Genomic DNA, 13837 nt, shown 5'->3' with positions numbered 1-13837 from the left:
TGCGGGTGGTTCTGATTTTATGGTGTTTGATGATGGTGTTTGATTATCGTGCCGGAAAGGAAAAGTTGATCAGCCCAGTATCTCTTTAACGTGTTCCGGCGGACGGCCTAAACGAGCCTTGTCACCGACAACAACAATCGGACGCTCTATCAGTCTGGGATTTTCAGCCATTGCCTGAATTAATGCTTTCTGCGAGAGAGAATCATCACCGAGATTTAACTCCTTATACAATTCTTCTTTGGTTCTCATCAATTGGCGCGCATCTTGGAACCCAAGTTGTTTCAATAAAATAGTGAGCTGTTCTACTGTAGGCGGTGTGTCGAGATAGTGAATGATTTCCGGTGCAATGCCGAGATCTTCAACCAATTTGAGTGTTTCACGGCTTTTTGAGCAGCGTGGATTATGGTAGAAAGTAACGTGTTGCATGTAAAAAGCCCTCATTTTTTATATTGGCTGTAACTTTGTTGCAGTTGGCGCAATTGATCGATACGGGCATCATACCGTTTTTGATCATTACTCCCCAATTTTACCAACGCGCTGGCCTTACTGAGATAGTCTATAGCCATGTCAAATTTACCTTGTAATGCCATGATTTCAGCGTAAGCTGCCAACTCTTCATAATGTTTCCCTTGTTTACCTGCCGCTTCTGTCAATAGCGTCCAACCATTGAGGTCATCTGGATTAGTGAAGGTATAACGAAACAAGAGTTGTGACGCTTGCGAATATTGTTTGTCCTGAAGATAGGCGTTTGCGAGGTTGATTTGCAGTACTGGGTTATTTTTATGTTTATTGAGAGCATTCTGTAATCGGGTAATGGCATTCGAATACTGTTTTTGTTCAATATCAATATCCGTCATCGTATCGATAAACCAGATATTATCCGGTTGTTTCTCCAGTAATGGAGACAATACCGTTCTGGCCTCAGCATATTTCTTATCTTGAGAAAGTAAAATAGCGCGTCCATAGGCTGCCGTAAGTTGTTCTTTGGCAGTTCCCTGACTGTATTTATTCAGCAATTGGTCAAGGTAAGGACGTTGCTCGGTTGAGTACATTGTCAGAATACGGATACGGGCGAACAGAAAATCCTGTGACTCCGGGACGGTTTTAGCCGGATATTGGTTGGCTCTGTTACGGGCATCAGCTAAACGGCTGTCAGGCAGTGGGTGAGTATAAAGCATTTCAGGCAGTTTAGAGCTGTAGCGAGATTGATCGGCCAAAATTTGCATAAAGTTAGGCATTCCATGAGGATCAAATCCTGCCCGACTCAGAGTCCGCATCCCAATGCGATCGGCTTCTTGCTCATTTGTCTGAGTAAAGCTGATCATACCCTGCTGGAAACCCGCAAGTGTACCACTGAGCGCAGCCATGCCTGCTTGTGGGCTGGCCATCATGAGCAGAATAGAACCCAATGCGCCGGCCCAGGCCAACGGACTCTTACGTTGTTGATCTTCCATCAAACGTGCTAAATGCCTTTGTGTCACATGGGAGATTTCATGAGCCATAACTGATGCTAATTCACTCTCATTACGGCTATAGCGGAAAAGGGCTGAGTGGAGTACAACATTCCCGCCGAAAAATGCGTAAGCATTAATATTGGGATTATTAATCAAATAGAAATGGAAGGGGGTTTTTACTGAATCGGCGTGGCTAACTAATTTCTGACCTAATTTATTAATGTATTGTGCCAACAAGGGGTCATAAATCAGTGGGACTTGAGCGCGTATCGAACGGATATATAAATCGCCCATTGCCATTTCTTGATTGATGCTGAGGGTCGCACCTGCTGTAGTACCGATATCAGGCAGCGAATCTTCAGCCGGTGTGGAAAAAGCCGGGGGACTTCCTAATAATAATAGGCTAACGAATACAGCTATCAGGGACTTTTTGGATATATTTATCATAAGGTGATTCTCATAAAAACGATCCTCTTAAGGCAATCCTAGTAAAACAATATGCTCCAATTAGCTATCAATTTCATGAATACGTGTATGATAGCAAAGGGTAACTTAAAATCTGTCAATCTTGAAAATTTTTAGTAAAAATAATCACAGAATGCCGCTGTCAAGGAGTTGTATGTATGCTGGATATGATCACGCAATGGTACCGCCGTCGTTTCACTGATCCGCAAGTTGTTGCGTTATCAGTTATTCTGTTGGGTGGTTTTGGGATCATTTATTTCTTTAACGGAATTCTGGCTCCTGTTATTGCTGCCATTGTGTTGGCCTATTTGCTGGAATGGCCAACCGTGCAATTAAAAAAATTGGGTTGTAGCCGCACTCTTTCTGTTTCCATTGTATTAACCGTTTTTATGGGAATTAGTTCATTGGTTATCCTGATTGTAGCTCCAACCGTCTGGCAACAGGGATTAAACTTGGCTTCTGACCTCCCCAATATGCTCAATCGTTTTAATGAATATGCGCATACTTTGCCCGCTCGCTATCCGGCACTGGTTGATGCTGGCATCATTGATATGATAGCCGATAATCTGCGCAGTAAACTCTCTTTAGCTGGCGAATCGGTTTTTAAGTTCTCAGTAGCTTCTTTGATTGGTCTGCTGACACTTGCCATTTATCTGATCCTTGTGCCTTTGATGGTGTTTTTCCTGTTGAAAGACAAAAGTCAAATGGTGATCGCATTACAGCGAATACTGCCCCGTAATCACGGTTTGGCAGGCAAAGTCTGGATCGAAATGAACCAACAAATTACCAATTATATCCGTGGCAAAGTCACTGAAATGGTTATCCTGACGATATGCACATATGCTGTATTTGCTTTCTTTGGGCTGCATTACTCTTTGCTGCTTGCGGTCGTGGTTGGTTTGTCGGTACTCATTCCGTATATTGGCACTGTTCTTGTCACTATTCCGGTAATTATTGTAGCGTTGTTTCAATGGGGACTTGGCGCTGATTTCTGGACGCTGTTTATCGCATATCTGGTTGTACAGGGATTAGATGGCAATATCCTTGTACCCATTCTATTCTCAGAAGCGGTCAATCTTCATCCACTTATTATTATCCTTTCTGTCATTATTTTTGGTGGCTTCTGGGGTTTCTGGGGCGTTTTTTTTGCTATTCCGCTAGCAACCTTAATCAAGGCTGTCATTCATGTCTGGCCAGAAGACAAAATTGAAGGAGAGGAATAATAATAAAAATTAAAATAGGAGAAAAAACGTGCTGAAGAATGGAATGCTAGCGTTGTCGAGTATTGTATTCTGTATGTTTTTAGGGTGGGGATTATCATTATTGGGCTTGCCTCTGGCTTATATGTTTGGGGCGATTACTGCCGTGATTCTTGCATACCGATTTAGAATCCCTGTTGTTATACCCAAACATAGCCTTACGGTGGTTCAGGTTATACTGGGCAGTTCCATCGGATTGATGGTCAAGGGGCTACAAGGGGAAGCGGTACAGGATATTTTTATACTGCTTCCTGCGATGTTGATTTGTCTGATATTGCAATTTGCTACTGGTTATTTATGGTTTCACCGGAAGATGGGCTGGAGCCAAGAAGAAGCGATTTTGGGCGCTATTCCGGGAGCAACGGCAGCGGTGCTGGCTCTTAGTGAACATATACAGACACCACCCCAGAAAGTTGTTATATCCCATGCTATTCGTTTAGTGCTGTTGACTATACTTGCAGGTATTATAACGGGATTGAATCCACCTCCAGTAACAGCAAGTGTGGCACATCCTGACACGCTTAATTCTCATATATTCAGTTTGGATACAATCAGTGCGATTGGCGGGTTATTGCTTATTGCGGCGGGAGGATACTTTCTGGGACTTCTGCTGGAGCGCCTCCATTTTCCTGCTCCCTATATGCTGACTTCATTAGTCGTGGCAATTTCGGTACATTATTTGTCCGATATGATGTTGGTTATGCCTGATTTTCTCAGTTTTTTAGCTATGACTTTGATTGGAATGAGGATAGGTAGGTACTTTACTGCTTTTTCTGTTTCTATGCTTATCAGCAATATGTGGTCTTCCATACAGGCGGTATTTATCAGTCTGACGGTGACTGTTCTGGTGGCTCTGATTACTTCCCGGATAATGGGATATCCAATGGATTTGCTGATCCTGGCATGGGCACCCGGCAGTATGGAAGCGATGTTATTTGCAGCAATGGCAATGAAAATAAATATGGGGATTGTGATGTCAAGTCACATCATACGCATGTCATTGCTCCATACTATCCCTGCCATAATATTGGTTTTTCAGAAACGTCAGCCGCGGGATTAATATTCACTCCCACAGTCAAGCTAAATAATTCCCGCCCTATTTCAATTTGTTGATTGAAATAGGGTGGGAATACAAAAAATCACGATGAATGCTGTTTCAGGTAGTCCAACACAACTTGATGATGGTCACTGGTTTTGAATTTATCAAAAATGTGCTCAATATCACCTTGTGGATTAATCAGAAAGCTGATGCGATGAATACCGTCATAGACTTTACCCATGAACCGCTTCTCTCCCCAAACACCAAATTGCTCAGCAACCTGATGGTCAACGTCAGAAAGCAGAGTGAAATTGAGCATCTCTTTTTCTGTAAAGCGGGATAATTTTTCAGGGGCATCGGTGCTGATACCCAGTACAACAACATTAAAATTTTTCAGTTTATCCATCGTGTCACGCAAGCCACGTGCCTGAACGGTGCAACCAGGTGTCATTGCCTTTGGATAATAATAAACCAATACACGCTGACCTTTGAAGTCAGATAAATTAATGGTTTCACCATCTTGGTCAGGAAGGCTGAATTGAGGTGCCTTATCACCGGCTTTTAATCGGGTCATCACGCATTCTCCGTTTAATCGTTTTGAGTTAGATGATCTTGCACGATAATACTGCCTTGTGCATTTAATTCTGTACAGAGGCACTGGAAAGTTTCTTTAAATATACTGCCATTATCATCCAACGGATGATGGCCTGTAATTTGAATTTGCAAACGAGCGAGCCTATCTTTCTCGGCAGGATGCGTTTTTGATACCAGTTCAGCAATATTAAGGTTTTGAGCAGTGAACAGGCTGGTAAAGCGTTCAACAATTCCCGGTGAATCATCCACATCAACTTTGACGGTGATAGTCGAAGGAAATCGTGTTTGGACACCGCATCGTGTTCGTTTCATCACAATAAGGAGTTCAAGCTCTGCGCCTTTCTGCGGCAGAGTGGATTCGATCAAGGTAATGGCATTCCAACTGCCTGATAGTAACATGATAAAAGTAAATTCTTCGCCAAACATAGCCAGACGGCTGTCTTCAATATTACATCCGCATGTACTGACAAGGCGAGTCATAGTATTGACGATGCCGGGACGATCTGTACCGAGGGCTGTGATCACTAAAAAATGCTGTTCTGATGCTGGCAAAGTGACTTTCCTTTAATTGTAGTAGATGTTTGTTGTGTGTTTATGCTTAAACATAAAAAATGATCAAGAGAAGGTCAATCGCATTTGTTACAGGAAACTCGATTATAATTTCTATTTAATCGGCTACACTTGGTATTAACAAAATTCATTGAAATCGCGTGCTTAAAGAGTTTTCTTCTGTATGACAAGAAAGTACCATGAACTCCTCATTTGCGGTTTAAGGTTTAATTAAGGGGAAATGGCAATGGTGGGCGATCATTCTGGTTTTACGGGCAGTATAGTTGCATTGGTAACACCGATGGATTCAACGGGTCAGATTGATAAAGTCAGTCTGAAAAAATTGGTTGATTATCATATCGCCAGTGGCACATCTGCGATTGTGTCTGTTGGAACGACAGGAGAATGTGCAACACTTAGCCATGATGAACATATTGATGTTGTACTGACAACACTGGAATTGGCGGATGGGCGTATCCCTGTGATTGCCGGGACAGGGGCAAATGCTACAGCAGAAGCTATTTCTCTGACTCGCCATTTTGAAAACTCAGGCGTTGTAGCTTGCCTGTCAGTGACACCTTATTATAATAGGCCGTCCCAGGAAGGTTTATACCTGCACTATAAGGCGATAGCCGAGGATACTGACTTACCACAAATTCTGTATAATGTACCGTCTCGTACTGGATGTGATTTGCTGCCATCAACTGTCGCTCGCTTGGCGAAATTGAAAAATATTATTGCAATTAAAGAAGCGACAGGGAACTTAAGTCGTGTTAGTCAGATCCAAGAATTGGTTAATGATGAAAATTTCATTCTGCTGAGTGGTGATGATGCAAATTTTGTCGATTTCATGCAGCTTGGTGGTAAAGGGGTTATTTCTGTAACAGCAAACATTGCCGCAGCGGAAATGGCACAAATGTGTAAATTGGCTGAGCAGGGCGAATTTTTGAAAGCCCGTCGCCTGAACAGCCGGCTGATGGAATTGCATCATCAATTATTTGTTGAACCTAGCCCGACGCCAGTCAAATGGGCTTGCCGTCAACTGGAATTGATTGCCGATGACACACTGCGTTTACCTATGATCCCATTAACGCAGGAAGGGCAAATTTCAGTGGGTAACACCTTGAAAGTGGCTGGATTACTGTAAAATTTAGGGAATTTTAATGGCAACATTATTGCAAAAATCGAAGGTCATGAAGGTTGCTGGCCTGTCATTGGTAGTTTTTTTGGCAGCCTGCTCCAGTGATCAGCGCTATAAACGTCAGGTAAGCGGGGATGAATCCTATCTAGAAACGCCTCCCCTGAAAACATTGAACATCCCTGAGGGAATGATATTACCGTTGCAAAACGGTGAATATACTATTTCATCAGTGACTTCGACAGGTGCAATAGGCAAAGAGTTGGATATTCGTCCGCCATTGCAGGCTCTTGCGTTATTGACGGGTTCCCGCGTTGAAAATAGTGCACAAAGCAGTAAGCTGTTGCTTGAAAAAACTCCGGAATACAGCAACTTGTGGTCACAGGTCACCAACCTGTTAACGAAGAATAATTACCAAGTCAGCCAGAAAGATGATGCAGCAAAAACATTGACGACTGATTGGATTACATGGTCTCGGGCAGATGAAAACATCCCTTATCAGGGACGTTACCGTATCTCTGTTGCACAGCAGGATTATCAGACAGTATTGTCTGTTTCCAGTGACGGTTTGAAGCATGGAGAAAAAGAGATCAAAGATCCGGCCGAAATCCAGCGTTACAATGTATTGATGCTTAATGAACTGGCGAGTGGTTTAAGTCAGCAGCAGGACGCAGAGAGCCAGAACAGCGCCAAAGATTCTGGTGCGCTGATCGTACAAAGTGGTAGCGATAATACTGGCCTGCCACAGATTATTGTTCGTGCGCCATACAATGTAGTCTGGAACCGATTGCCGTATGCGTTGGAAAGTTTCGGCATGCAAGTGACGGATCGTACCCGCTCCACAGGTGCGATAGCCGTGACTTACAAAGGACTCAGTTCCTCTAATTGGAAAGCATTGGGCGTAGAAGAGCCGTCTATCAGCGAAGGAAATTACAAGTTGCAGGTAGGTGATTTGGATAACCGAAGCAGCCTGCAATTTATCAGCGAGAAAGGCAAACCGCTGACTCAGTCTGAGAATGATCAAATGGTGGCCGTGCTGGAAGCTGTCTTCAGCAAATCCACAGACAAGTAATATATAAAGGGGCTTAGGCCCCTTTATATTTTGGGTGAAATTTTTTGTTTAATTTTTTTATAGTTAAAGATGTCATATCTCTGGAGTGTAAAATGCAGAAAAAAGCTGAGTTGTATCGTGGAAAGGCAAAAACGGTGTATACCACTGACAATTCGGACCTGCTTGTGCTGGAATTCCGCAATGATACATCAGCATTGGATGGTGAACGCATCGAACAATTTGATCGCAAAGGCATGGTGAATAACAAATTCAACCATTTCATTATGAGCAAACTGGAAGAAGCGGGCATCCCGACGCAAATGGAGCAGTTACTGTCAGATAATGAATCCCTGGTGAAAAAACTCGATATGGTGCCTGTTGAGTGCGTTATTCGTAATCGCGCTGCGGGTTCCCTTGTTAAGCGTCTGGGCGTGGAAGAGGGAATGGTGCTTAATCCGCCACTGTTTGATCTGTTCTTGAAAGATGATGCTAAACATGATCCGATGGTTAATGAATCCTACTGTGAAACATTCGGCTGGGTGAGCAAAGAACATTTGGCTGAAATGAAGCGCTTGAGTTACAAGGCCAATGAAATATTGAGTAAGCTGTTTGATGATGCTGGCCTGATTCTGGTTGATTTTAAACTGGAGTTTGGCTTGTTCAAGGGACAGGTCGTATTGGGAGATGAATTTTCACCAGACGGTAGCCGCCTGTGGGATAAACATACGATGGATAAAATGGATAAAGATCGTTTCCGTCAGAGTCTTGGTGGTTTGATTGAAGCATACGAAGAAGTTGCAAATCGCATTGGTGTTATTTTGGATTAATGACGCAAACGATTACTTAGATACTGTTTTTTGAAATATTTTTAAATAGAGGATGCCCTGTTGATTACAGGGCATCCTGCCATTAGTTAGAGAAGGTATTTGGTTTCTTGCTTCCAACCTTTTTGTTGCATGCAACTGTAATAATATTGGTTTCTTGAATCTCGGTTAACATCTATAACATAGCTTTCTGTCATGGGAATGTTCTGGTCGTAATAATTATCTTTCCCACACTGGACATCTTTCATACAGGGTTGTCGTACCGTTCTGAGTTGTGATCTTTGAGCAACTTCATTTTTTACAGGGAATTGTTGCATTGATTCCGCTGAGCATTCTGCTTTTGCCTGACTAAAAGGGGCCGGATTAGAACTCGCAGGAACCCACTGAGTCGTGCAGCCACTCAATAATGTGCTGAGTATGGCAAGTAAAAGTGTTTTTTTCATATTTCCGATACGAACGCATCCTGTTTGTAAGATATCTTTTACAACCTTTCTGCATTCACCTTGATCAAATTATTGGTGTGTAGTGTATTCGATTTTAAAATACAGCAAAAATCTGTTTTATGCTGTATTTATTATCATGTATTTTATTTGTGAATATATTCATTAATAATCATTCTTTCTCTGAATATAAATATTTCCGATTAACTACAGGAATTTTAAGTTATTATCCTACCTCATCTCCGAATGTATGTTGTCTGTGTTGTAAAAAACATCAGATGCTGTTTTGTAGGAAATCAAAATTTATGAACTATATTGATCCCACTTTACTTATTTTACTCGTGCTGGCAGGGCTTGGCATCATCAGTCATAACATGACAGTCACACTCGCTATGTTATTTCTGTTGGTAGTACGCATCACGCCACTGAATCAATTTTTTCCCTGGGTAGAAAAGTATGGTTTAACGATAGGTATCCTTATTCTGACGGTGGGGGTTATGGCTCCTATCGCGAGTGGAAAAATCTCTGCGCAGGAGATCTTCAGCTCCTTTTTGAATTGGAAATCATTACTGGCTATTGCTGTTGGTATCATTGTGTCATGGCTGGGAAGTCGCGGGGTTGCTTTAATGTCTGGTCAGCCTTCTACAGTGGCAGGATTATTGGTCGGCACCATATTGGGAGTGGCTCTATTCAGAGGTGTTCCTGTTGGCCCACTGATTGCTGCAGGTATTTTATCACTCATGATTGGTAAGTCATGATGATACAGGTAACTATTAGCTGTGCAGGTCATTATGCTGGATAGTCAATGGGTAACTAGTCAATGGGTAACATTGCAGACTCAAATGCAACAACAAGGTCAGCGCCGTTTAGTGGTATTGAGTGGTGAACCTGAATGGAGTGAGTCGATTGTTACTCATCTGAAAAAACAATTTCAAGGAGATTGGCTGACCATTTCATCTTATTCACCTGATGCCATTCAGCCAGCCAAAGCCGTTAGTTTGCTTGGTCGTGAATTTTTGCACGGTGTTTTTGATGCGACCCATGGTTTTAATGCTGAAGCACTGGCAATACTGGCAGGAACATTAAAAGCCGGAAGCTGGTTGGTGATGCGTGTACCCGCTTGGGCGCAATGGTCAGTACAACCTGATGAAGATAGTTTACGTTGGAATGAATCAGAGGGAGTCATTCCGACACCTAATTTTATCCGGCATATCCAACAGCAGATCCTAACGTTTCCTGACGTATTATTATGGCGGCAGGGCACACTTTTTCAGGCTCGGTCATTACCTCAGACTGAATCGTGGCAAATGCCTGATGGAAATCCAACTGCGGGTCAGCAAGCGATTCTTGACGAATTGTTACAGGCCGAACGAGGGGTATGGGTGGTCACCGCCTCACGCGGACGGGGAAAATCGGCTTTGGCAGGAATGTTGGTGCGATATTGGCAAGGTAAATGTTGGCTATGCGCACCTGCAAAAATCACGACGGAAGTTATTCGACGTTATTCCGGTATTTCAGAGTCTGCTGAACAGGGATTCTCGGAACGGGAAACGCCATTCTGGGCGGTGGATAATTTACTGAAATACTGTCGTCAGAAAAAAGATGGGCAAAAAAGAAAAGATGACGCCGATTGGTTATTGATCGATGAAGCTGCGGCAATCCCAACACCACAATTGACTGAATTGATCCGTTACTTTCCACGAATCTTATTAACCTCAACGGTTCAGGGTTATGAAGGAACTGGACGTGGTTTTTTATTGAAACTTTGTGCTGCATTGCCTGAATGTCATATCCGTGAATTGAAAACGCCAATGCGTTGGGCTGAAAATGATCCACTGGAAATCTGGTTGGACAGCGCCTTACTGTTTGACGATAAAAAGTTGCTTGATGATAAAAATCTGACTGCTGGTAAAAAACAGTTTGATGAGCAGACGGTCTATTACGATTCGGGAAAAGAGCTGACCTTTCACACTATTTCCCAGTCAATGTGGTTGCAACAGCCTACATTATTGCGTCAATTTTATGGGTTATTAACCAGCGCACATTACCGCACATCTCCCCTTGATTTACGACGATTGTTGGATGGCAACGGAATGACATTTCTTGCTGCGATGGCTCCCTTTTCAGTGGATAAACATCACTTGATTGCGGCTCTGTGGATGGTGAATGAAGGTGACTTATCACCGGCATTAGCACATGAAATATGGGCTGGACGTCGCCGTCCAAGAGGGAATCTGGTGGCTCAATCTCTGGCGGCCCACGGTGGTTTCCCACAAGCCGCGACATTGCGCTCACAAAGAGTCAGTCGTATTGCTGTTCAGGCACAATATCGCCGTCGTGGTATCGCCCAACACTTAATCATCCGGCAATGTCAGGAAGCCAGTAAATACAAATTAGATTTTCTTTCTGTCAGTTTTGGTTATACCGCGGAACTTTGGGCACTGTGGCAAAAGTGCGGTTTCCGATTAGTGAGGATGGGAACTCACCGGGAAGCCAGCAGTGGTTGTTATACTGCGATGGCTATTTTGCCGTTGAGTGAGCAGGGTGAGAGTTTTACGCAATCAGCAAAACAACAATTATCCCGCGATGCACGAGAGTTGGGATCATTACTCGGTTTTGCCTTGCCAATTGCCTATAATGATGACGAATGGCTGAATGGTTGTGATTGGCAGGAATTGGCTGGTTTTGCATTTGCTCATCGTCCTTTGTCCGCATCTTATTTTGCATTGCAGCGACTGTTGCTAACGAGCAATTTAACTTTACCCGCTTTGAGAAAGCATCTTCAGCAGCAAATAGATATCGAACAGTGCTCACGAGATTTATCGCTGAGTGGGCGTAAAGCGTTATTAAAACGTTGGCGGGAGGAAACAGCCCAAGCTTTGGCAAGCATGGATGAAATGCTTGCCAATCAGTGGAAAAATTGGGTTATTTCTTGTGATTCTGTTGAGGCCAATCGTCCTCATCATCCCATTTATCGTTGAGATCCCTATGCGGCGGTAGTTCTGGCTTGTTATCTAAGAAATATTTTTGATCGACGCGACTGAGCGCTTTTACCGCATTAATGATCATGCCGACGAGTACCAACAGAACAACCCACCAATAATCTATCAGCCAATGCATTGTATTTTCCTCGGAATATTAAGAGCCTTTCCCATAAGGCTCTTATACTGCTGCCTTTTAAGCTAAAATCCAAAATTCATAGGGTATAGAACCTAATCGGCTATTGTCTTAATTTATTATCCTGATGTATTTATCAAATATATAGGATAGGTTGGATTGCAACCAATCAATACCGGCAATATCACGGTTTTGCCAGGAACTCAGTAATATTTGCTCATCGAATGAACGTTCAGCTTCGTGGGATATAGGCCAATAGCTTATATGCCACGGTTCATAAGCCACACCCGCGTCGTGACGAGTGAATGGACGATAGAAATCATAATGGGACATGTTTTCTGTCAGCCAGTTGGTTAATGGCTCAAAATAGCCACCATTTTCATATTCCCAGGGCTCTAGCTGCAACTTTTTATCTTGTGGCAGCAGAAATGGATCATAAATATCCAGTTCTGTACCCCAATGGTGTCGGCTTGCTCCCGGCAGGGCAGACCAACGAAGAATCGCTTCACAAAGCTCACCTTCGCTCATTTTTGCAATATCAAGGGGTTGGCTGTTGTTATCCAATACAGGCCGCTGCCCGCGAAATTTCTCATTCCAGATAGTTTGCTGGAGAGTGAAATCGCGGAATGAACTGGCAGGTTGTAGCTTGAATCCTGCTCTGGCGGCATCTTTCTGCATGGCAAGAAATGCTTTGGTGGCATTGAATTGCAAACGATGATTACCAGACAGTGTTACCAAATGGTCTGTAGACAGGCCAGTCAGCATTTCAGGTGTAATCATTTGATTAATTGCTCCATGATACGTTGATAAATCAGGCTTAACTCCTGTAAATCAGACACCTTGACAGACTCATTTACTTTATGGATCGTTGCGTTAATCGGTCCCAATTCCACAACCTGAGCACCCATCTTAGCAATAAAACGCCCGTCTGATGTACCGCCACTGGTTGATAGCTCGGGTTTAAATCCGCAATAATGCTCAATGGCTTCAACCGCTGCATCAACCAGTTGGCCTTCGCAAGTCAGAAAAGGCTGGCCTGATAGCCACCAATCAAGCTCGTATTTAAGTTTATGCTTTTTGAGCATATCTTCAACTTGCTGCCGGATCTCGGTATCCGTCAATTCGGTACTGAAACGAAAGTTAAACTGAACCTTCAATTTACCTGGGATAACGTTATTGCTGCCGGTTCCGGCCTGAATATTGGCGATTTGCATACTGGTGGCAGGGAAAAACTCATTTCCATCATCCCATTGGGTATTGACCAGTTCTTGCAGAAAAGGCAATGCGCGATGAATGGGGTTATCTGCCAGTTGAGGGTAAGCTACATGCCCCTGAATACCAAAAATAGTCAGGTGGGCTGTTAAGGAGCCTCTCCGCCCATTTTTAATGACATCTCCAAGACGTTGTTGGCTGGATGGTTCGCCCACCAAACAGTAATCCAGACGTTCATGGCGCGACATCAATGCTTCAACCACCTTGACTGTTCCATTTATCGCATTAGCTTCTTCATCTGAGGTAATAAGGAAAGCGAGGCGGCCTTTATGCTCTGGATTTTCTGCGACAAAGCGTTCAGCAGCGACAACCATTGCTGCCAGAGAACCTTTCATATCTGCGGCGCCACGACCATAAAGCATCCCATCGCGGATAGTAGGCTCGAATGGCGGTGTTTGCCATTGTGAGGTATCACCGGCAGGAACAACATCAGTGTGTCCAGCAAGGGCAAAAGTTTCACCTGTTCCCCGATAAGCCCAGAAATTCAACGTATCGCCGAAAGGCATTCGTTCTATTGTGAAGCCAATGTTTTGCAGGCGCTGAATAAGAAGCTCCTGACAGCCTTGATCATCCGGGCTGACAGACGGGCGATGGATTAACTGTTGAGCAAGGTCAATTACCGGACAAGTCATGAT

The 13837-nt window shown here is 43.5% G+C and carries 15 protein-coding genes; 7 read left to right on the top strand and 8 right to left on the bottom strand.

Features of this window, described 5'->3' with window-relative positions; translation table 11 throughout:
• Positions 1-69: 69 nt before the first annotated feature.
• Together arsC and bepA are read right to left on the bottom strand one after the other, a co-directional pair.
• A complete protein-coding gene (gene arsC, locus FE394_RS12875) occupies positions 70-426 on the bottom strand; it encodes an arsenate reductase (glutaredoxin) (RefSeq protein ID WP_319926777.1) in 357 nt (118 codons plus the stop codon).
• Positions 427-437: 11 nt separating this feature from the next.
• Positions 438-1901 carry a beta-barrel assembly-enhancing protease gene (gene bepA / locus FE394_RS12870; RefSeq protein ID WP_319926776.1) on the bottom strand — a complete coding sequence of 488 codons (1464 nt, stop codon included), beginning with the start codon at positions 1899-1901 and terminating at the stop codon, positions 438-440.
• A 176-nt stretch (positions 1902-2077) separates the two neighbouring features.
• On the opposite strand from bepA, the gene FE394_RS12865 reads away from it, so the two are divergent.
• Together FE394_RS12865 and FE394_RS12860 are read left to right on the top strand one after the other, a co-directional pair.
• Entirely contained in the window at positions 2078-3142 is a 1065-nt protein-coding gene (locus tag FE394_RS12865; protein ID WP_319926775.1) for an AI-2E family transporter, read from the top strand.
• Between the two features lie 28 nt (positions 3143-3170).
• On the top strand, positions 3171-4238 hold the full coding sequence (locus FE394_RS12860; protein ID WP_319926774.1) for an AbrB family transcriptional regulator: 1068 nt from the start codon (positions 3171-3173) through the stop codon (positions 4236-4238).
• Positions 4239-4317: 79 nt separating this feature from the next.
• On the opposite strand, the gene bcp is transcribed toward FE394_RS12860, so the two are convergent.
• Together bcp and FE394_RS12850 are read right to left on the bottom strand one after the other, a co-directional pair.
• Complete coding sequence (bcp, locus tag FE394_RS12855; protein ID WP_319926773.1) at positions 4318-4791, bottom strand: thioredoxin-dependent thiol peroxidase; 474 nt, start codon at positions 4789-4791, stop codon at positions 4318-4320.
• A 14-nt stretch (positions 4792-4805) separates the two neighbouring features.
• Positions 4806-5363, bottom strand: a complete 558-nt coding sequence (locus FE394_RS12850) for a glycine cleavage system transcriptional repressor (protein ID WP_319926772.1) — start codon at positions 5361-5363, stop codon at positions 4806-4808.
• Between the two features lie 244 nt (positions 5364-5607).
• Between FE394_RS12850 and dapA the strand changes: the two genes are divergently transcribed.
• The 3 genes from dapA to purC all read left to right on the top strand — a co-directional run bounded on the left by dapA (position 5608) and on the right by purC (position 8376).
• Positions 5608-6507, top strand: a complete 900-nt coding sequence (gene dapA / locus FE394_RS12845) for a 4-hydroxy-tetrahydrodipicolinate synthase (RefSeq protein WP_319926771.1) — start codon at positions 5608-5610, stop codon at positions 6505-6507.
• 16 nt (positions 6508-6523) lie between these two features.
• Positions 6524-7570: an outer membrane protein assembly factor BamC gene (bamC, locus tag FE394_RS12840; protein ID WP_319926770.1), complete on the top strand. Its 1047-nt coding sequence runs from the start codon at positions 6524-6526 to the stop codon at positions 7568-7570.
• 92 nt (positions 7571-7662) lie between these two features.
• A complete protein-coding gene (purC, locus tag FE394_RS12835; RefSeq protein ID WP_319926769.1) occupies positions 7663-8376 on the top strand; it encodes a phosphoribosylaminoimidazolesuccinocarboxamide synthase in 714 nt (237 codons plus the stop codon).
• Positions 8377-8462: 86 nt separating this feature from the next.
• Here purC and FE394_RS12830 read toward each other — a convergent pair whose 3' ends face one another.
• Positions 8463-8816 carry a hypothetical protein gene (locus FE394_RS12830; protein ID WP_319926768.1) on the bottom strand — a complete coding sequence of 118 codons (354 nt, stop codon included), beginning with the start codon at positions 8814-8816 and terminating at the stop codon, positions 8463-8465.
• A gap of 302 nt (positions 8817-9118) precedes the next feature.
• On the opposite strand from FE394_RS12830, the gene FE394_RS12825 reads away from it, so the two are divergent.
• Entirely contained in the window at positions 9119-9571 is a 453-nt protein-coding gene (locus FE394_RS12825; RefSeq protein WP_319926767.1) for a DUF441 domain-containing protein, read from the top strand.
• 33 nt (positions 9572-9604) lie between these two features.
• Positions 9605-11794: a tRNA(Met) cytidine acetyltransferase TmcA gene (locus FE394_RS12820; RefSeq protein ID WP_319926766.1), complete on the top strand. Its 2190-nt coding sequence runs from the start codon at positions 9605-9607 to the stop codon at positions 11792-11794.
• Here the strand turns inward: FE394_RS12820 and FE394_RS12815 are convergent.
• The 3 genes from FE394_RS12815 to dapE all read right to left on the bottom strand — a co-directional run bounded on the left by FE394_RS12815 (position 11739) and on the right by dapE (position 13834).
• Positions 11739-11933: a YpfN family protein gene (locus FE394_RS12815; RefSeq protein ID WP_319926765.1), complete on the bottom strand. Its 195-nt coding sequence runs from the start codon at positions 11931-11933 to the stop codon at positions 11739-11741. The two genes, FE394_RS12820 and FE394_RS12815, sit on opposite strands and share 56 nt — an antisense overlap.
• Positions 11934-12041: 108 nt before the next feature.
• A complete protein-coding gene (locus tag FE394_RS12810) occupies positions 12042-12710 on the bottom strand; it encodes a M15 family metallopeptidase (protein ID WP_319926764.1) in 669 nt (222 codons plus the stop codon).
• The gene (gene dapE / locus FE394_RS12805; protein ID WP_319926763.1) at positions 12707-13834 is read right to left on the bottom strand and encodes a succinyl-diaminopimelate desuccinylase; all 1128 of its coding nucleotides are present in this window, start codon (positions 13832-13834) and stop codon (positions 12707-12709) included. Before dapE ends, FE394_RS12810 begins: the two co-directional genes overlap by 4 nt.
• Between the last annotated feature and the right edge of the window lie 3 nt (positions 13835-13837).

The sequence above is a fragment of the Xenorhabdus littoralis genome, assembly GCF_033949345.1.
In the GTDB taxonomy this organism is placed as follows: domain Bacteria; phylum Pseudomonadota; class Gammaproteobacteria; order Enterobacterales; family Enterobacteriaceae; genus Xenorhabdus; species Xenorhabdus littoralis.
The sequence above is the reverse complement of the archived record's forward strand: the minus strand, read 5'-3'. Positions and strand labels throughout refer to the sequence as shown.